19 protein-coding genes are annotated in these 17,891 nt (G+C 58.8%); 16 read left to right on the top strand and 3 right to left on the bottom strand.

The genetic code is table 11. The features are described from left to right. Positions 1 to 15: 15 nt before the first annotated feature. Positions 16 to 570, top strand: a complete 555-nt coding sequence (locus AAC640_RS09495) for a nuclear transport factor 2 family protein (RefSeq protein WP_340265877.1) — start codon at positions 16 to 18, stop codon at positions 568 to 570. A 343-nt stretch (positions 571 to 913) separates the two neighbouring features. Here AAC640_RS09495 and AAC640_RS09490 read toward each other — a convergent pair whose 3' ends face one another. Beyond that, on the bottom strand, positions 914 to 1,321 hold the full coding sequence (locus AAC640_RS09490; protein ID WP_340265876.1) for a nuclear transport factor 2 family protein: 408 nt from the start codon (positions 1,319 to 1,321) through the stop codon (positions 914 to 916). 373 nt (positions 1,322 to 1,694) lie between these two features. Between AAC640_RS09490 and AAC640_RS09485 the strand changes: the two genes are divergently transcribed. The 5 genes from AAC640_RS09485 to AAC640_RS09465 all read left to right on the top strand — a co-directional run bounded on the left by AAC640_RS09485 (position 1,695) and on the right by AAC640_RS09465 (position 7,662). After that, a complete protein-coding gene (locus AAC640_RS09485; protein WP_340265868.1) occupies positions 1,695 to 2,441 on the top strand; it encodes an NADPH-dependent F420 reductase in 747 nt (248 codons plus the stop codon). A 214-nt stretch (positions 2,442 to 2,655) separates the two neighbouring features. After that, positions 2,656 to 4,749, top strand: a complete 2,094-nt coding sequence (locus tag AAC640_RS09480; protein ID WP_340265875.1) for a TonB-dependent receptor — start codon at positions 2,656 to 2,658, stop codon at positions 4,747 to 4,749. A gap of 69 nt (positions 4,750 to 4,818) precedes the next feature. Then, positions 4,819 to 5,646, top strand: coding sequence for an alpha/beta fold hydrolase (locus AAC640_RS09475; RefSeq protein ID WP_340265874.1), 828 nt, complete (start codon positions 4,819 to 4,821; stop codon positions 5,644 to 5,646). A 103-nt stretch (positions 5,647 to 5,749) separates the two neighbouring features. Continuing rightward, positions 5,750 to 6,652 (top strand): LLM class flavin-dependent oxidoreductase, encoded by a 903-nt coding sequence (locus AAC640_RS09470; protein ID WP_340265873.1) that lies wholly within the window; start codon positions 5,750 to 5,752, stop codon positions 6,650 to 6,652. Positions 6,653 to 6,810: 158 nt separating this feature from the next. Next, the gene (locus AAC640_RS09465; RefSeq protein ID WP_422794977.1) at positions 6,811 to 7,662 is read left to right on the top strand and encodes an SDR family NAD(P)-dependent oxidoreductase; all 852 of its coding nucleotides are present in this window, start codon (positions 6,811 to 6,813) and stop codon (positions 7,660 to 7,662) included. Between the two features lie 44 nt (positions 7,663 to 7,706). Here AAC640_RS09465 and AAC640_RS09460 read toward each other — a convergent pair whose 3' ends face one another. Then, the gene (locus tag AAC640_RS09460; protein ID WP_340265871.1) at positions 7,707 to 8,315 is read right to left on the bottom strand and encodes a TetR/AcrR family transcriptional regulator; all 609 of its coding nucleotides are present in this window, start codon (positions 8,313 to 8,315) and stop codon (positions 7,707 to 7,709) included. 188 nt (positions 8,316 to 8,503) lie between these two features. Between AAC640_RS09460 and AAC640_RS09455 the strand changes: the two genes are divergently transcribed. Continuing rightward, positions 8,504 to 9,721, top strand: a complete 1,218-nt coding sequence (locus AAC640_RS09455; RefSeq protein ID WP_340265870.1) for a cytochrome P450 — start codon at positions 8,504 to 8,506, stop codon at positions 9,719 to 9,721. Between the two features lie 310 nt (positions 9,722 to 10,031). On the opposite strand, the gene AAC640_RS09450 is transcribed toward AAC640_RS09455, so the two are convergent. Next, complete coding sequence (locus tag AAC640_RS09450) at positions 10,032 to 10,370, bottom strand: winged helix-turn-helix transcriptional regulator (RefSeq protein WP_340265869.1); 339 nt, start codon at positions 10,368 to 10,370, stop codon at positions 10,032 to 10,034. A gap of 184 nt (positions 10,371 to 10,554) precedes the next feature. Here AAC640_RS09450 and AAC640_RS09445 point away from each other — a divergent pair, with 184 nt between their 5' ends. The 9 genes from AAC640_RS09445 to AAC640_RS09405 all read left to right on the top strand — a co-directional run. Further along, a complete protein-coding gene (locus AAC640_RS09445) occupies positions 10,555 to 11,301 on the top strand; it encodes an NADPH-dependent F420 reductase (protein ID WP_340265868.1) in 747 nt (248 codons plus the stop codon). Positions 11,302 to 11,341: 40 nt separating this feature from the next. Beyond that, on the top strand, positions 11,342 to 11,791 hold the full coding sequence (locus AAC640_RS09440; protein WP_340265867.1) for a nuclear transport factor 2 family protein: 450 nt from the start codon (positions 11,342 to 11,344) through the stop codon (positions 11,789 to 11,791). 135 nt (positions 11,792 to 11,926) lie between these two features. Next, a complete protein-coding gene (locus tag AAC640_RS09435; RefSeq protein ID WP_340265866.1) occupies positions 11,927 to 12,784 on the top strand; it encodes a TIGR03619 family F420-dependent LLM class oxidoreductase in 858 nt (285 codons plus the stop codon). 102 nt (positions 12,785 to 12,886) lie between these two features. Next, on the top strand, positions 12,887 to 14,044 hold the full coding sequence (locus tag AAC640_RS09430) for a sulfotransferase family protein (protein WP_340265865.1): 1,158 nt from the start codon (positions 12,887 to 12,889) through the stop codon (positions 14,042 to 14,044). Between the two features lie 16 nt (positions 14,045 to 14,060). Continuing rightward, on the top strand, positions 14,061 to 14,636 hold the full coding sequence (locus AAC640_RS09425) for a nuclear transport factor 2 family protein (protein WP_340265864.1): 576 nt from the start codon (positions 14,061 to 14,063) through the stop codon (positions 14,634 to 14,636). A 39-nt stretch (positions 14,637 to 14,675) separates the two neighbouring features. Further along, positions 14,676 to 15,560 carry a TIGR03619 family F420-dependent LLM class oxidoreductase gene (locus AAC640_RS09420; RefSeq protein ID WP_340265863.1) on the top strand — a complete coding sequence of 295 codons (885 nt, stop codon included), beginning with the start codon at positions 14,676 to 14,678 and terminating at the stop codon, positions 15,558 to 15,560. A 33-nt stretch (positions 15,561 to 15,593) separates the two neighbouring features. Beyond that, complete coding sequence (locus AAC640_RS09415) at positions 15,594 to 16,094, top strand: SRPBCC family protein (protein ID WP_340265862.1); 501 nt, start codon at positions 15,594 to 15,596, stop codon at positions 16,092 to 16,094. A gap of 31 nt (positions 16,095 to 16,125) precedes the next feature. Continuing rightward, positions 16,126 to 17,541, top strand: a complete 1,416-nt coding sequence (locus AAC640_RS09410; RefSeq protein WP_340265861.1) for an FAD-dependent oxidoreductase — start codon at positions 16,126 to 16,128, stop codon at positions 17,539 to 17,541. 162 nt (positions 17,542 to 17,703) lie between these two features. Beyond that, the coding region (locus AAC640_RS09405; RefSeq protein ID WP_340265860.1) for a hypothetical protein at positions 17,704 to 17,891 on the top strand (188 nt) is incomplete at its 3' end.

Below are 17,891 nucleotides of genomic sequence, written 5' to 3'. Positions count from 1 at the left end.
AGGAGAGAGTGAATCATGGCCAATGCCTCATACCCGTTCGCGGGAACGTCCTTCGGCCCCAGGGGGGCGAGGCCTGCGTCGATCGAGGAGCGGGTGCAACTGATCGAGGATCATGAGGATATAGCGCGATTGATGTCGCTTTATTGCCAGTATAACGACGGGGGCTGGGAAGGTCAGGGCCCAAGTCATATGGGGCCTTCCGCGGACCTGTTCGTCGAGGATGGGGTCTGGGACGACTGCGGGCCGATTGGCAGGGCCGAGGGTCGGGAGAAAATTCGCGCTCTGTTCAATGTATTGCGCGCAAGCCCCTATGTGTCGCACAATGTGATGAACCCCCTGATCGACGTAAATGGCGACACGGCGAAGGGGCACTGGCATTTGATCGCGCTGTCGAAGCGGCCGAACGGAAGGGCTGTTGAGGACAATGACGGTCGCTGGACCCTTGCCATCTATAATGTCGAATTTCAGCGGACCAGTGATGGCTGGCGGTTTACCCGAATGGAGGTAAGGCGCGGTCGAGAAATGCCGCAGCGCGGATACAATCCACCGCCGCAATGGTCGGTCGATTGATCAGTGTCGGCATTCATGTACAGTCGACGCTGAAATTTCCCTCTTGTGCTCTGTCATTTTCGCGGGGGATCAGACTGTCGTCTTGAGCCAAGACGTGCGCGACTCGCAATCGTCAATTACCGTCACAAGGACGTGGCCGTGTGGATATTGCCACATCTTGCCGAACGATCCGCGGGGACTGCGTGGCGCCGTTTCCGTGGCATATGCCAGCGACGGAGGAGGGCGATAGGCTGGGCGATACAAACGCGCCGGCATCCCATGTTGCAAGGTCACCCGAAGCTCGCCGACAAGCGATGGGTGACCCGCAAATGGAACGTCCTGCATCCGCAGGACGTCGGTGACATCAAAGAAGATCGGCAGCTTTCAGCGCTTGAACAGTATCGCCGTAGATCACCTCCAGCTTTTCTGTCTTGCTGTCCTTGATAGTCCAAATTTCGACCAAAGGTATGGTAACGCTCGCTCCGGTTTTTTTCCCAACCAGATCAAGAACGCCCCAGGATACGACGTTGTCGCCGCTGGCGATGATATTGTGTTTGGTGAATTTAATACTGGAAAAATGTTCCAGAACCTTGCCGATAAGCGTAGGGAAGCTTTGAACTCCCTTGTGAACACCTCCATAAGGCAGCGAAGGCGCCTCGTGAATCTCGGTTGCGTCGGTAAAGCTTGCCGTAAAGCCTTGGGGCTCCCCGCGCGCGCTGGACGCGTAGGCATCCTTAACAATCTGCAGATTATTCTCTTCCACCGGCGTCATGTTCATTCTCCATTTGGGCGACAATGTTCGCCCCATTTATGGTTTTAGCGTCTGGAACAAATGCGGGCATTTGCAATGACTTCCCCATCGCGGAAAGGATCGTGGCGAGAGCTGTTACGATGGTCGCTGGCCAAACAGCTTCGTCAAGGAAGTCCTTCCGCGACGAGTAAATCGCGACACTCACAAGGTCGAAGTCAACATCTTTGTTGCGCCGGCCCAGATGAGTTGTCTTTTGGGGTCATCGCATACCCAATCCCGTCCCATCAATACACACCTTTTTGACAGTGGCACACTTTTCGGTAGGCTATTGTCGATCAAACTACTTAGGCCTAAACCCCGCCGTAAAGCAACAGTGTTAGGACGAGGGCGCGGAATGAAGATCGGCATCATCGGTATCGGCAGCATCGGCGGCCTTCTTGCGCGCGGCCTGGTCGCGGCGGGACATCAGGTCAGCGTCGCCAATTCCCGGGGTGCCGATAGCGTGCGGGCCTTTGCCGAGGAGATCGGCGCGACCGCGGCCGATGTCAGGGGCGCCGTCACCGGCGTCGACATGATCATCCTGTCGGTCCCGCTTCCGGCCCTGGCCAGCCTGCCCGGGGATCTGTTCGACGCCGTCCCGCGCGACGTGCCGGTGGTCGACACCAGCAACTATTATCCGGGCATGCGCGATCCGCAGATCGCCGAGCTGGATGCCGGCGAGGTCGAGAGCCTGTGGGTATCCCGCCAGATCGGCCGGCCCGTCATCAAGGCCTTCAACAATATCCTGGCCTATTCGCTGGCGGAACTGGGCCGGCCCGAACATGCGCCGGGACGGCTCGCCATCGCGGTTGCCGGCGATGACCCTGCCCACAAGGCGCTGGTCTGCGGCATCGTCAACACCCTGGGCTTCGACCCCGTCGACGCCGGCCCCCTGGCGCAGTCCTGGCGCCATCAGCCCGCCACCCCCGCCTATTGCTGCGACTATGACGCGGACACCATGCGCAAGGCGCTCGCCCAGGCCGTCCAGGGCGAAGCCCCGCACAAACGCGATCACCTCATTACCCAATATCCAGCGCTGGGACCCGCCCCAACACATGACCAGTTCATACAACTCAACCGATCCGCTAACCCGATCGGGTGAACCGAATTATAAGAAGCACGATCAATAGATCTCAAGTGCTCATTTTTAATACCTAAGTAAAACACAAGGGGAGAATGCAATGCTGAAGGTTAAAGATTTAAGGTCATCCTCGCTGAATGCGATATGCCTGGCGATGATCGCTTGCCTCGGAACGGGGGCTGCGTACGCGCAAACAGCGGATGATAGTTCGAAGGCCGATGCCAGCGATATTATCGTGACCGCTCAAAAGCGCGAGCAACGGCTTCAGGACGTGCCTGCAACGATCGCAGCCTTTTCCGAGCAAAGCCTGCAAACGAGGCAGATTCGCGGCCTTAACGACCTGACAACCCGGATTCCGTCACTCGTGATGGGGTATCAGTTCGGCAGCAACCAGATCACGCTGCGTGGCATCAGCACCGGCCTTACCAGCGGCTTTGAGGATGCCTCGGTCGCCGTACACGTCAACGGCGTGTATCAGGCGCGCGCGCGCAGTCTCGACCTGGCGCAGATGGATCTGGAGCGGATCGAGGTTCTCTCAGGCCCGCAAGGGACGCTCTACGGCCGTAACGCGACGGGCGGCGTCGTCAATTATATCATGAAGGGTCCGTCGGAGAAGATGGAGGCCGAATTCACCGGCAGCGTGGGCAATCGTGACGCCCACGGCATTCGTGGGTTCATTTCGGGTCCGATCAACGACAAGGTCGGCTTCCGGATCGCGGGTCTGTGGGACAATAGCGACGGCGACGTCAAGAATCTGCTCGTCGGCGCCCCCAAGAAGAATTTCGGCGACCGCCATGTGGCAGCCATTCGCGGCGTTATGGATTTCAAGCCCACGGAGACGCTGAAAATCGAGATCGAGGGAACCTATTCGCACACCCGCGGTTCCTACGCGCCGACGGCGCTCGCGCCATCGATCAATCCGTCCCGTGCAGCTTTCCTGGTGCCGCAAACCTATCGCCCGCATGAGGTCTATTCCAGCCTTGATGCCAAAAACGATACGACACAATATACCGCGACCGGGACGATCACATGGGACATCATGGATAATGTCCAGTTGAAATCCATTTCGGGATATCAGAAATATCGCAACTTCATGGCCGTCGATTATGACGCGAGCGGCGCGATCGCGAACGAAATTCCAAGCTCGGGCCATTCCCGCACCTATTCGCAGGAATTCGATCTGAATACCGACACGCTCGACGGACGACTGAAGTCGATCTTCGGCATGTTCTACTTCAATGACAAATATACCCAGCAGACCAATGTTTTCAGCAGCCTGTTCGGTGGCACCAACGTCGATGTATACCAGGCCAATTTCTCGCAAAAGGCCAAGTCGCTGGCCTTCTTCACCGACCATACTTTTTCGGTGACTGACCGTTTCCGGCTGCTGGCGGGTATCCGTTTCAACCATGATACCAAGAAGGGCAACCTGAACGTCCGAGGACAATGCAGCAACGTGGAAAGAGACCTGTCCTTTGACGCATGGACGCCGCGAGCAGGCGTGCAGTTCGACGTATCCAATCAGGTTAAGGCCTATGCCACTTACCAGAAGGGCTTCAAGTCCGGCGGCATCGGTTCGGGGACATGCGGCGACACGTTCAAGCCTGAAACGATCGAGGGCGGCGAGGCCGGCGTCAAGACCAGCCTGGTCGACAACCGCATCCACCTGAATCTGGCCGGCTTCTGGTATAACTATAAGAATATCCAGGTGCAAAAGACGCTGGGATCGGCGGGTGGCTTCGCGGTGCAAAATGCCGCAGCGGCCAGGATCAAGGGGATCGAGGCCAGTTTCGACGCGTCGATCACCGACCGACTGAAGCTGGATGGATCGGCGATGGTCGAAAGCGCCAAATATACCAACTATACCAACTGCTACCCGGGCGATTTTCTGGGGGCTTGCTCCCCCCCGAATCCCAATAACCCCCTCGCTCCCTTTGACCCTCGTCCGCAGACTGATCCTACCCGCAACCAGGATCTGACGGGCAACTGGCTCAACCGTGCCCCGCCCTACAGCGTCAGCCTCGGCCTTGAATACAGGCTGGACGTCGCGGGCGGAGAATTGCTGTTGCGCGGGGAATCCTACTGGAGCGGCAAGCTCCGCTTCTCGGAGTTCGCAGACCCCATATTGACCCAGAAGGCCTATAACATTCAGAACGCCTATGCGACCTTTACGCCGGGCAATGAGAGTTTTGTGCTTCGCGCCTTCATCAAGAATATCGGCAACACAAATTACCGGACGTCCGGCTTCTTCGATGGCTTCACGTTCCAGCGTGAGACGACCTGGGGTGCCGCGCGCACTTATGGCGGAGAGGTGACCGTCAGGTTCTAAGCAACACGTAAATCCAGCTCTCACCCCGTCCATGCGGGCGATAATAGTAAGCGAGACGAAAGACAGATCATGCCTTATGCCACTGTTAACAAGCTCAAATTCTATTATTGCGATGATGATTTCACGGATCCCTGGAAAGAACCGGAAGTCGTATTCATCCAGCATGGATGGGGCAGGAGCTCAAAATTTTTCTATCACTGGGTTCCTGGTCTTGCCCGTGACTACCGCGTGCTGCGCAGGGACATGCGTGGCCATGGCCAGTCCGATGACACGCCCGCGTCCGACTGGACCGTCGACAATCTGATCGAGGACATAAGGGGCTTCCTCGACGAGCTGGGCGTGGCGAAAGTCCATTATATCGGCGAGTCCGCCGGAGGCGTGCTGGGCGCCGCATTCGCCGCGAAATATCCCGAAAGGATCCGTTCGCTCACATTGATGTCGACGCCGCTATCCGATCCAACGCGCGGGTCGGACAAATATGGCTATGACGATCTGGCGGGAAAGGTCGAGAGCACGCCGATCGACGAGTTCGTCGAGATGCTGATCAAGGGTCGCGGCCTGGTGCCTATCAGCCCCGGACATGAGCAATGGGTGGCGAGCGAATGGCGCAAGAACCGCCCCGCAAGCCTGGCGGCCCTTGCCCGGCTCTTTCCCGATATCGACCTGGCGCCGGTGGTCCCGAATATCGTTGCTCCGACGCTTATCCTTGCGCCCGGCAACAGCCATACGGCGCCGCTGGAGCATCAGAAACAGATGCACCAGCTCATCCCCGGTTCCAGGATGGAAATTATCGACGGGAGTGGACACGAGTTGTATTTTGAGCGGTTCGACGAATGTTTCACGGCCTTTCGCTCATTCTTGGCATCGGTCGAAAATCGGTCCAAAAGGCAGGGATGATCCGCCCCAATGTCCAGTATCCCGGCCGGCAATCCGCTGGCCAAGTTCGTTTCCGCCGAACTGAACGTGCACGTTTGTCCCACATTTCATAAATGGAGTTGTTATGCCACATATAGGTCTTACTCTTGATCGCACGACGCTCGCGCTTCCCGCCGATCAGCTCGCGGAGCTGGTGGGGAAAATCGAGCGGCTTGGCTATGAAAGCGTGTGGCTGCTGGATGCGTTCGGCCGCGATCCTTTCCAGGCATCGGGCTATATGCTTTCGAAGACCAGCACCCTGAAGGTCGCCACGGGCGTTGCGACGGTCTACAGCCGCGATGCGATGGGCATGGTGCAAACACGCGAGGCCTTGTCCGAATTCTATCCCGGCCGGTTCATCATGGGACTGGGTGCGTCCAATCCCTTCGTGATCGCCAGGCGGAAGGGCGAATGGGTGCAGCCGCTGCCCAAGATGACCGCCTATCTGGAAGACATGGCGGAAGTTCAGCTGACCGCGCCCAAGCCCAAGCAGCTGGCGCCGCTCTGTATCGCCGCGCACGCGCCCGGCCTGCAAAAGCTGGCGGTCAAGCATGGGCAGGGCATGGTGACGTGGATGATGCCCGCCGGCATCATCACTGACGCGCGGGAACGAGTCGGACCGGACTTCGACATAACCGCGCAGATTCTTTGCGTCCTGACGACTGATCCTGAAAAGGCGCGCGCCGTCGCCCGCGCCTATCTCGCAATGTATATTGCCCTGCCTTATTATCAGGCGGCATTCGCGAAATGCGGGTTCGAGGAAGCCGACTGGAGCAATGGCAACAGCGACCGTTTGATCGACGCCCTGACCGCCTGGGGAAGCAATGCCGACATTCTCGCGCGGGTCGAGGAGTTGGGTAAAGCCGGTGCCAACCGCGTGGTACTCAATGTGGTCCGCGAGGATGAAACGCAGCGCGCGGACGGAAAGCCGCCTGTCATCATCGGCGATCTGCAGGGAATCGACGGGCTCGCCGAAATCATCTCCTAAAAATAAAGTCTCAAGGCTTTCCAGAGCATGTCCCGATCCAGGATCGGGGCATGCTTTTTTGTTCCGGCACGCGGCTGTACCGGCTTGTTATTGCAGCGGGTCAATGGTGCCCGGCCGCTGCCAGGCGGAGGACTATTGCTGCACCTGATCGGCTGTGAATGCTGGCCATGCCGCGGTACGTTGCGGGCCTATGCAATCGGGTTGGAACATGCTGCAGTGCTGGATCGGCTGCTGGCGAGCAATTGGAGAGGTTGATGATGATGCGGCGTTTTGCGGGGAAATCAGTAATAGTGACTGGCGGTGGATCCGGCATTGGCCGGGCTACCGCGGTTGCCTTCGCCAGGGAAGGCGCGGACGTTCTCGTTGCTGACATCATCGAGGATCGGGCGGAAGAAACGGCCGAGATCATCCGGCAGGCGGCGGGACGTGCACAGGCCCATACGGTAGATGTCAGCGACCGGGGCCAGGTTGACGGCATGATCGACCGAGCCATATCGCTATCGGGTCGGTTGGATGTCTATTTCGGCAACGCGGCGGTCATTGACAAAGGAACGCCCTGCGAAGACCTGACGGACGAATTGTGGCACATGAATATAGCCGTGAACCTTTCCGGCAGTTTCTATGGTGCCCGCGCTGCCCTGCCACATCTGGAACGCACCAAGGGCAATATCGTCATGACCGCCTCGGTCGCGAGCCTGGGCGGCCTGGCAGGCGGAGTGGCCTATACCGCATCAAAATATGGAGTGGCAGGGCTGGTGAATCAGCTTGCGTGCGAGGTCGCCGCTCGCGGCATCCGCGTGAATGCGATCGCGCCGGGGGGCGTGTTGACGAACATATTCGATGTGATGGACTTCGCCAAAGTCGATGAACAGGTGAAAGCCGTCACGCCTTTGGGAAGGTTCGCGATGCCGGAAGAGATTGCCGAGCCAGTATTGTTCCTCGCGTCGGACGCCGCCAGCTTCATCACCGGGACCATGCTGCGGGTCGATGGCGGCTGGCGGTCGAAATAGTTTCGTTCGCCGGGCAGGCCTTTAGGGGTCCTTCCGGCGGGGCTTCATGGCCGTGAGAGAAGGCCTTTGAGCGCCAGTTCGAACCCGTTCGCGAGTACCTGCCGCTCGCTGACAGGATGGGTGGCCGCGTGGATCAGGAGCGCGCGAGCTATCGCCAGGAGCATGTCGGCCCGCGCATTGACCTCTTCTGGATCGAGTCCCGCCAGAACTATCTGGATGATCTTGCCGGCTTCCGCCCGGAACCGCCGGTCGGCATGCATGACAAGTTCAGCGACGCGCGTGTTTCGTCCCGCCTCCGCCATGATTTCGAGTGCCAGCGCCGCGCGATCCTGATCTAGCATCCACATGATTTTGTCCAGAAAGGCGCGAATGACCGAGGATGCGTCCAAGTCGGCATGGTCGCCCAACTGGATGATCTGCAGCATGAAGTCTTCGAAATCGCGCGCACTAAGCGCGACCATGATCGAATCCTTGTTCTCGAAATATTGGTAGATGTGGCCGACGCTCATGCCCGCTTCGGCGGCGATTCGGCTTATGCTCGCCGCATGGAACCCTTCCACCCGAACACGGGTGCGGGCGGCCTGCAGTATCTCTGCCTGCCGTCGTTCCTTTCGTTCTTCCTGACGCGATGTCGCTGCTGCCGATCGTACCATATAGCTTTCTCGCAAGGGTTTTGAGGAACGAAATGCCAGCTTCAGGCGCAAATGCAACCGGGCAGAAAAATATGAATGAACCATCATTCAGTTAATTGTTGACTCCCGCGCCGCTCGGGAGCACCACTTCGTGAGCTTCGGGGCGCTGAGTCCGCTTGCGAAGAAAGAATTCAGGAGAGAGGTCGCCCATGACATCGCAGTCGAGCTTCGCTGACCCAGAGATTCAGAAATGCCCCTTTCCCTTCTATGACAGGTTGAGGGAGGAGCAGCCGGTCTTTCATGATCCCCAGACGGGCTATTATGTGCTCACCCGTTACGAAGATGTCCGCAAGGCGTTGATGAATCCGTCTGTGCTGAGCAATCGAACGCCCTTCCTCGGAGATCGCTGGAGTCCGGAAGCCAACGCCCTTTTCGAAAAGGAGGGCTGGTTGCCGATGGACACGCTGGTATCCAACGACCCGCCCGAACATCGGACATATCGGACCTTGGTGGACAAGGTCTTCACGACGGCCAAGGTGACCAGCCTGGAACCCCGCATCGTCGAGATCATCGCCGAACTGATCAATGCCTTCATCGACCGCGACGAAATCGACTTTCTTGAAGATTTTGCCGTCCCGCTGCCGATGTATGTGATCGCCGAACAGCTCGGCGTGCGCCGTGAGGACCGCGACAAGTTCAAGCGCTGGTCGGACGCGGCCGTCGAATCGACGGGACCTGTGACCCTGGACCGCCAGATGGAACTGGCACATATCCTGGTCGAGATGCAGAAATATATGGCGGTGGAGATCGAGCGTGTACGGTCGCAGCCTGACGACATGCTGCTCAGCCGCCTCGCCAATCTGGAGACCGACGATCGGCGGCTGACCAATCAGGAATTGCAGAGCCTGATGCTCCAGATCCTGGTAGCCGGCAATGAGACGACGACGACAACGCTCGGATCCGGAATGCGGATAATGATCGAGCGCCCCGATCTGGCCGAGGCGATCCATCGCGATCCGTCCCTGGCGAAGATGCTGGGAGAGGAAGCACTGCGCACGGCCACGCCGCTCCAGTGTTTGTGGCGGACGGCGCTGGAGGATGTGCAGTTCGGCGATGTGACCGTGCCGGCTGGGTCGATCGTGGAGGTGCGCTTTGGCTCAGCCAACCGCGACCCCGCCCAGTTCAGCTGTCCCGCCGACGTTGATCTCCAACGCAAGAATGCGAACAGCCACCTGGCATTCGGCGCCGGCATTCACCTTTGCATCGGCAATCAGCTTGCTCGAGGGGAATTGCGCCTGGCGTTCCAGGCGCTCACGCAGCGGCTGGCAAATTTCCGCTTCAGTCGGGGCGAGGCGAGCTGTGTCCCGCTGGAGGGTTATACTCCCTACGGCCTGCGCCAACTTTGGATGTCGTTCGACCGTAGATAGCGTGACAAGCAGCCGTCGAAGGAGGTTCGGGTTCAGCACATGACCTTTTCGCCCTCTAGACATCGGACGCGATTATCATGCAGGCCGCCAGGAGGCGCTGCTGCGCGATTGCGAGTTCTTCGGCGTGCCCATTGGGGCACAAGTCCGCGCATTGTCGTCGATGATCAGCAGACCTTCTGGCGCCGCTGGCAATTTTGGCCGCAAGCGTCAAAGATCTCACGTCAAGCGAGACACTGCCTCAAAAGGCCTTGCCTGGAACAGAGCCAGTTCTTCCCGCGCTTGGACTTTAATCCGGCTTCCTGCCTATTCACTATTGGGATAGGCTTTCCAGCACGGACTGCGAACTGTGGTCATGATCTTTCTCGGGCGGTGACGTCGCCTCGCGCAGCATGAAGGCCCATTCGGTAAGCTCGGCCATAGACGGACCGAGGGCCTTGCCAATCTCAGTCAAGGAATATTCCACCCGTGGCGGCACCTGAGGATAGACTTTGCGAACGACGATTCCATCCTTCACCAGCTGCTTTAGCTGCTGGATCAGCATTTTCTGCGTCACTCCCTCGATCCGCCGTTCCAGTTCGGCGAACCGGATCGGCGCCTTCGCGCCGAACAGCTGGCAAATGATCACGATCTTCCACTTGCCCTCCAGCAAGCGCAATGCGTCCTTTGTTGCGGCGGCCCAAATGAGTTGTCTTTTGGGGTCATCGCATACCCAATCCCGTCCCATCAATACACACCTTTTTGACAGTGGCACACTTTTCGGTAGGCTATTGTCGATCAAACTACTTAGGCCTAAACCCCGCCGTAAAGCAACAGTGTTAGGACGAGGGCGCGGAATGAAGATCGGCATCATCGGTATCGGCAGCATCGGCGGCCTTCTTGCGCGCGGCCTGGTCGCGGCGGGACATCAGGTCAGCGTCGCCAATTCCCGGGGTGCCGATAGCGTGCGGGCCTTTGCCGAGGAGATCGGCGCGACCGCGGCCGATGTCAGGGGCGCCGTCACCGGCGTCGACATGATCATCCTGTCGGTCCCGCTTCCGGCCCTGGCCAGCCTGCCCGGGGATCTGTTCGACGCCGTCCCGCGCGACGTGCCGGTGGTCGACACCAGCAACTATTATCCGGGCATGCGCGATCCGCAGATCGCCGAGCTGGATGCCGGCGAGGTCGAGAGCCTGTGGGTATCCCGCCAGATCGGCCGGCCCGTCATCAAGGCCTTCAACAATATCCTGGCCTATTCGCTGGCGGAACTGGGCCGGCCCGAACATGCGCCGGGACGGCTCGCCATCGCGGTTGCCGGCGATGACCCTGCCCACAAGGCGCTGGTCTGCGGCATCGTCAACACCCTGGGCTTCGACCCCGTCGACGCCGGCCCCCTGGCGCAGTCCTGGCGCCATCAGCCCGCCACCCCCGCCTATTGCTGCGACTATGACGCGGACACCATGCGCAAGGCGCTCGCCCAGGCCGTCCAGGGCGAAGCCCCGCACAAACGCGATCACCTCATTACCCAATATCCAGCGCTGGGACCCGCCCCAACACATGACCAGTTCATACAACTCAACCGATCCGCTAACCCGATCGGGTAGATGAAGCCCCGTCGAGAGAAATCAGCATGAAGGTGCTAAAATGACCATCGGAGAGCGACTCCAGCGGCTTGAGGACATTCAGGAGATCATCCGCCTCAAGACCCGTTATACGGAACTCGCCGACAGCAGCGCGGAAAAGCCGCACACCGGCGAAGAGATCGGTGCCCTCTTCACCGAAGACGCGATTTTTCATATTGTTCCGACCGGCGCTCCGCCCCTGATCGGATCGGCCGCAGTCACCGAACGCTTCAACGACGCCACGCTTTACCCCTATTCCTATCACCTGCTCGGCAACCCCCATATCGAGGTGGAGGGAGATAGCGCGAAAGGACGGTGGCACGTCGTCGTCGCGCTCAACCGGCGCGACATGGGCGCGATGTGGACGACCGCATTCTACGAGGATGAATTCGTCCGTACGCCTTCTGGCTGGCGGATCAAAAGCCTGCGCTGCACGGCTTCCGCCTTTGCCCCATTTGGTCAGGGATGGTGACGAGGTGCGAGAGCCGACAATCAGTGTCGGCAGGAGATCTGGAAGTAGCTAATCAGTAGAGCGGCATTGAGAGTCGCAACGACAATAGACAAGTCTGAGGAGGATCTGAAATTGCGTTTTAGCCTATCAGAAACAATGGGTCAGTATCAGGACTGGCTTGAGATGGGCGTTGCCGCCGAGGAAGCCGGTTTTGACGGATTTTCCGCTCCGGACAGCGTGTTCTATCCCGACAAGACAGACTCGATCTATCCCTATAACGAAACCGACGCGATCCGGAAATATATCGAAAATACGGCCTTTATCGAGCCGATGGTCGCATTTGCGTGGATGGCGGCCAGGACCAGCAAGCTGCGGTTCTTTCCCAATGTGATGAAGTCGGCATCGCGCGCGCCGATATTGCTGGCCAAACAAATCTGCTCGCTCGCCGTGGTTTCGAACAACCGGTTCATCTATGGCGCTGGCATCGGTCCCTGGGAGGAGGATTTTTCCTACAACGGCCTGGACTGGAGCAAGCGCGGCGAGCTTCTCGACGAATCCATCGACATATTGAAAGGTCTGATGACGGGCGAACTCTTCGCCTATGATGGCAAGCACAACAAGTTCGGGCCGATCAAGATTAACCCCGTACCGACCCAGCCGGTGCCCATCGTCATCGGCGGCCATTCAAAGCCGGCGCTGCGCCGCGCCGCGAAAGTGGGCGACGGATGGACCGTGGTCAACATGGACTATGATCCGATGAAAGCCATGATCGCCGAACTGAACGAGCTTCGCCGGTCCTATGGCACCGACAACCGCGATTTCCAGATCCACGCCCGGCAATATAATATGCGCACCGCCCAGCAGGAGCGCCCCGATCTCGGCGCGTATCGGAAGTTCGAGGATATCGGCGTGACCGATTATTGCATTGTCCTGTTCCCGACACCTGATATCCCGCTTCAGAAGAAGCTGGATGAGATCAAGCGGTTCGGCGACGAGGTCATCTCGAAGCTCTGACGCACCGGGCCCGGCTCGTGAGGGCCTGGGTCCATTTGATGGTATCATTATCAGCATGCCGTTAGCGGAACCTATATCGCAGGCATCAAGGAGAGATTGGTGATGAAGGTGCTCGACGCACGGGAACTGTTGCAAATGGCCCAGGATCGCACGGGTCTGTCCGACTTTGGACCCGATGATTTCCGCGAGGGACTCGACATGCTCGTGAAGGGCGTGAATGCCGAAGTCGAAGTGCTTCCCGATCGCGTCGAGCACCTGCGCGAAAATATCCTGCGCCTGCTCATCAATCGGCTGTGGTTCCACAAGGATCTTGCCGAGCATCCTGAAATTCTCGATGAGGTTATCGACGGGCCGATCATCATCACGTCCATGCCTCGCACAGGCAGCACGAAATTGCAGCGGCTGCTTGCGGCATCGGGCGATTTCCAACTCGTGGAATATTGGAAGGGCCACATGTTCGCCCGCATTCCTGGCGCGCCCGATGGCGGTCGGGAGCGGCGGATCGCTGAGACGCGGGCCTATGAAAAATGGCTGTATGAAGTGTCGCCCGACATGATCACGGGCCATCCTGTATTCACTGACGAGGCCGAGGAGGAAATGCAGCTTTTCGAATATTCCTTCCGGACGGGCGCAATGATGGTCTTCGGTTCGCCTTCCCATTTTGGATGGCTGCTGGAGGCCGATCCGACACCGGCCTACGATTATCTGAAAATGCAGTTGCAATATCTACAGTGGCAGAATCCGGGTGATCGCAAGAAGCCATGGCTTTTGAAGACGCCGATCCATTTCGGGCTTGAAAAGCAATTGAACCGGATTTTCGACAATCCCCGCTTCATCGTTACGCATCGTGATCCCATCAAATGCGTGCCATCTATCGCAGTCATTGCGCATAATTGGCACCGGCTCTACGCGGACGTGGAGCCCGATTTGAACGGGGGCGAGGCACTGACGGCCTATTATGGCCAGTCCGCCGACGAACACTTGCGCTGGCGCGATGACACTCCCGATCTTCAGATCCTGGATATCGCCTTTTCCGATATCACCTCGAACGACGAGGCGGTGGTGCACCGGATATACGAAACTTTCGGATTGCCGTTAACGGAAAAAAGCAAGCAGGGGATACTTGACTGGTCCGAACGCAATCCGCGCCACAAACATGGCGGCCATTCCTATTCTGCGGAAAAGTTCGGCACCACCGACGATGCGATCCGGACGCGGTTTTCAAATTATTATGATCGGTTCGGGCCCCTGCTGCGCTGAATGAAAGGACGGACTCTTGCGTGACATCGATCAACGACTGGCCGAAGTCGAAGCGCGTTTCGAGATCACTGACGTCGTCCATAAATTCTGTCGCGCCGCTGACCGAAGCGACCTCGATGCGATCCCGTCCCTGTTTCACGATGGGGCCGTGGATAATCATGCCTTTTACGAAGGTGATGTGGCGGGCCTGGTCGAATGGATGCGGGAACGGCATCGCAACATCCTGAACGCCAGCCATAACGTCACAAACGTGCTGATCGAATTCGCTGGCGAGGATCGAGCGCTCGTAGAATCGCGGGTGATCGTCTGCCTTCGCTATTCGGCGGCAGGGGCCGCGGCATTCGCCAAGGCCGCCGGGCTTGCCATTGCCGGCGACCGGCCAGTCGATGTGCTGTCGTTCGGACGCTATGTCGACATATTCGAACGGCGGGACGGCGCCTGGAAAATAGCCTCGCGCACGGCCGTTCCCGATCAGCATCTCGCCTTCGAGGTGCCCGAAGGCCCCGACACGGATTCCCCGGTCCTCGTCAGGCCACGCCGGGACAAGAATGACCTAATTTTCCAGCTCCGCCGCGACATGGATCTGTCCTGACTCGCGGCAGAAGCGCCCTATGATTTAATGGAGATTCGCATGAGCAGTAACGGCCCCGATATTGGTATTGCCACCGCTTGCACCAAGGATACCATCTCGCCACCGGCTCTTGGGCAGTGGGCTGAAGCCAATGGCTTTGAATCGTTGTGGTTCGGCGAACATTCCCACATTCCCGTCAATCTGAAATCCGAGCGTCGCAGCTACAAGGAAGTCCCCGAAAGCTTCAAGGAAATGTACGATCCGCTGCTCTCTCACATGGCCGTGGCGGCTGTGACGAAGACGCTGAAGCTGGGCACTTCCATTTCGATCATCACCGAGCATCACCCGATCAGTCTGGCGACCCGGATCGCGACGCTCGATTATTTTTCAGGCGGCCGCTTCATCCTCGGCGCCGGCGCCGGCTGGAGCGCCGAAGAAATGGCCGATTATGGCATCGCGTTCGAAGACCGCTGGAAGTGGGTGCGCGAATGCGTGCTGGCGATGCGCCAGATCTGGGGCAATGAAATTGCCGAATTCGACGGCGAAATGGTCAAGTTCCCGCCGATGTGGTGTGGGCCCAAGCCCGTGAAAGGCGGCAAGCTGCCTGTCCTGATCGGTGCTTACACCAAATTCGCCTTCCCCCGCATTGCCGAATATGGCGACGGATGGATCCCGGTTGACCAGAATGACGCCATGCCCGCCGCCGTGGCCGATCTCCGTGAATATATGGCGAGCAAGGGACGCACCTTCGAGGAGCTCGATCATTCCGTCATCACGCACCATCTGGGCATGTTCGACGGGAACCCCGATCGCCTAAAACAGCGGGTCGAGGAGCTGCACGCAATGGGTTTCAACCGCGTCCTGCTTCAGCTTCCCTCCGTCGATGCCGACACACAGTGGCGGACGCTGGAAACCCTGGGTAAGGTCGCGCAGGCATTCGCCTGAGGGCCACTGGCCTGACATAAAGGAGGTACGATCATGACTGTTGTTCAGCGGGGCACCGGGTGCCGCGAGGGGATCATCGATGCGGATGCGGACGCGCTGTGGGCGCTGGTGACCGACTGGGGCACGATGGACTGGTGGGGCAATGAGGTAGAAGAAGCTGGCATGAAGGTCAGCAAATGCTATCTCGAAGGGGAGAAGGGCAGGGTTCCGCGGACCAAGGTGATCGAACGGTCGAACACCGAAGAAGGTGGATTGCCGATCATCAACCGCGAAACCTTGTTTCACGAGGACGCCGTGGCCCGCCGCCTGTTCTACAATGGCACCGATGGATTCATCGAGGGAGTTCGCAACTATATCGCCACCTGGGCGCTCGACCCGCTGCTCGACGGCCGGACGAAGATGCATATTTCTTCGGTGTTTGATGTCGTCGAACCGGGCAGCGCCGATTATGTTCGCGCCGTCGTGGAGGCGGTCTACGACATGATTTTCAAGGGCCTCAACCAATATGTTGCGTCGAAAAAATCGGCGGCATGAACATTAAAAACGACTCGTTAGGAACATTCCGATGCCTGTAGATTATGATGTCATCGTTGTTGGCGGGGGTGGCGCCGGGCTTTCGGCTGCTTATCACGCCGCCAAAAGGGGCGCTTCGGTCATGCTCGTCGAGGCTTCGTCCACGCTGGGTGGCGCGACCGCCCTGTCGAGCGGGGTCGTCTATGCAGCGGGAACCAGCGTTCAGCAGGTGGCCGGGATCGTCGATTCCGCCGAGAACATGTATCAATATATAATGACGCTTAACCAGTGGTCGATCAAACCGGCCCTGGCAAAGCGCCTGTCCGAAGCCGGCGCCTACCTCATCGACTGGCTCATCGAACTGGGCAATGAATTCCCGCCGGAACTGATTGTGGAATCCGGCGTGGCGGGCTGCCCGCGTGGGCATCAGGCCCTGGGTGCGGGCATCGGCATCATCCAGTCGCTGGTCAACGCAGTGGGTGCGCTGGGTGTGGAAGTGGCGCTGGGTTCGCGCGTTTCGGACCTGCTGGTCGAAGAAGGCCGTGTCGTGGGTATCCGATCGGGAGAGGTCGACCTGCGGGCGCATGCCGTGATCGTCACGACAGGTGGTTTCGCCAATAATCCATCGATGGTCCGGCGGCTCTGGCCGACGGCCGCCGCGCATGGAGGGCGGTTGACGTCCTTCTATGCGGATTCGCCCTATAATGTCGGCGACGGCATTCTGCTTGGCGAGAGGGCGGGCGCGAATATCACGGGGATCGACAATGGCCTGCTGGTGCCTACCCCAAATTTCGTGCCGGACCAGACCGCCTTCCTGCCTGAATGGGCGATGGTGGTGAACCGGGATGGCCGCCGGTTCATAGCCGAGGACGCCTCTTATTCCGTGAGCGGCTACCTCATCAATGAACAGCCTGAAATGCGGTGCTTCGCTATTTTCGACGAACCGGCGCTTATGGAAGCGTGCGCGGACGAAAATGTATTGAAATACTATATCAACGACCCTTCGTCGAATAATTGGCGCGCGGCGATGATCAAGCGCCAAGTTGAACTGGGCCGGGTGAAGGTCGCGGATACAATTTCTGAACTGGCCAAGCGCGCGGATATTGATCCGGTATGTCTTGAGAGCACCGTCGAACGGTATAATCAATTCATGGATCAGGGGAAAGATCTCGATTTCTTCAAGGAGGCGGGTAAGCTCTATCCGATCCGGACTGGCCCCTTCTATGCCGTTGAAATTCGCGCCACGGCCATGGTTTCATGCCATGCCGGCCTTGAAATCAACAGCAACGGCCAGGTGCTCGACGGGCGAGGACAGGTGATCGACGGGCTTTATGCCGGTGGCGAGGTTTTGGGCTGCACGCTGGGGCGTCGCTATATCGGAGGTGGCATCGGCATCGCCAACGCGCTCACCTTCGGACGCGTTGCCGGAGATAATGCGGCGGAAAGCTGCGCGATGCTGCGCGAGTAGGGGGCCTGCGCACGGCGGGACATGGGCGCGTGGTCCCTATGCCCGCCTGCTTGGCGCGGCGAGCCCAAGGGCATTCCACTTTTGGGTTCCGCCGATTTATAAGCGATTGACTATTAAATATTTTGCCGGCTGATTGCCGCCGCAACATGAGAAAGAGATGCGATGCCGAGCCAGTCTGATGATATTTGGAACGAGGATGTTCGCATCCTGGCGGATCGCCCTCTTGAAGAGTTGCTGTCGTTTTCGGAGTCTTTGACGGTTAGGTTTTTTGGTCCGTTGGTGACCTATTCGCGCAAGGTTTTCATTCCGCTGACGAAGCTGTGCCGGGATGTTTGTCATTATTGCACCTT

The sequence above is a fragment of the Sphingobium mellinum genome (assembly GCF_037860795.1).
GTDB classification, from domain to species: domain Bacteria; phylum Pseudomonadota; class Alphaproteobacteria; order Sphingomonadales; family Sphingomonadaceae; genus Sphingobium; species Sphingobium mellinum.
This window is presented reverse-complemented; position numbering and strand designations above follow the sequence as displayed.

Excerpts from the sequence above, each read along its gene's own strand:
- AAC640_RS09435 (WP_340265866.1), top strand. The coding sequence starts at position 11,927 with ATGGGTCAGTATCAGGACTGGCTTGAGATGGGCGTTGCCGCCGAGGAA.
- AAC640_RS09440 (WP_340265867.1), top strand. The coding sequence starts at position 11,342 with ATGACCATCGGAGAGCGACTCCAGCGGCTTGAGGACATTCAGGAGATC.
- AAC640_RS09490 (WP_340265876.1), bottom strand. The coding sequence starts at position 1,321 with ATGACGCCGGTGGAAGAGAATAATCTGCAGATTGTTAAGGATGCCTAC.
- AAC640_RS09460 (WP_340265871.1), bottom strand. The coding sequence starts at position 8,315 with ATGGTACGATCGGCAGCAGCGACATCGCGTCAGGAAGAACGAAAGGAA.
- AAC640_RS09465 (WP_422794977.1), top strand. The coding sequence starts at position 6,811 with ATGCTGGCCATGCCGCGGTACGTTGCGGGCCTATGCAATCGGGTTGGA.
- AAC640_RS09470 (WP_340265873.1), top strand. The coding sequence starts at position 5,750 with ATGCCACATATAGGTCTTACTCTTGATCGCACGACGCTCGCGCTTCCC.
- AAC640_RS09445 (WP_340265868.1), top strand. The coding sequence starts at position 10,555 with ATGAAGATCGGCATCATCGGTATCGGCAGCATCGGCGGCCTTCTTGCG.
- AAC640_RS09475 (WP_340265874.1), top strand. The coding sequence starts at position 4,819 with ATGCCTTATGCCACTGTTAACAAGCTCAAATTCTATTATTGCGATGAT.
- AAC640_RS09415 (WP_340265862.1), top strand. The coding sequence starts at position 15,594 with ATGACTGTTGTTCAGCGGGGCACCGGGTGCCGCGAGGGGATCATCGAT.
- AAC640_RS09430 (WP_340265865.1), top strand. The coding sequence starts at position 12,887 with ATGAAGGTGCTCGACGCACGGGAACTGTTGCAAATGGCCCAGGATCGC.
- AAC640_RS09485 (WP_340265868.1), top strand. The coding sequence starts at position 1,695 with ATGAAGATCGGCATCATCGGTATCGGCAGCATCGGCGGCCTTCTTGCG.
- AAC640_RS09495 (WP_340265877.1), top strand. The coding sequence starts at position 16 with ATGGCCAATGCCTCATACCCGTTCGCGGGAACGTCCTTCGGCCCCAGG.
- AAC640_RS09410 (WP_340265861.1), top strand. The coding sequence starts at position 16,126 with ATGCCTGTAGATTATGATGTCATCGTTGTTGGCGGGGGTGGCGCCGGG.
- AAC640_RS09420 (WP_340265863.1), top strand. The coding sequence starts at position 14,676 with ATGAGCAGTAACGGCCCCGATATTGGTATTGCCACCGCTTGCACCAAG.
- AAC640_RS09455 (WP_340265870.1), top strand. The coding sequence starts at position 8,504 with ATGACATCGCAGTCGAGCTTCGCTGACCCAGAGATTCAGAAATGCCCC.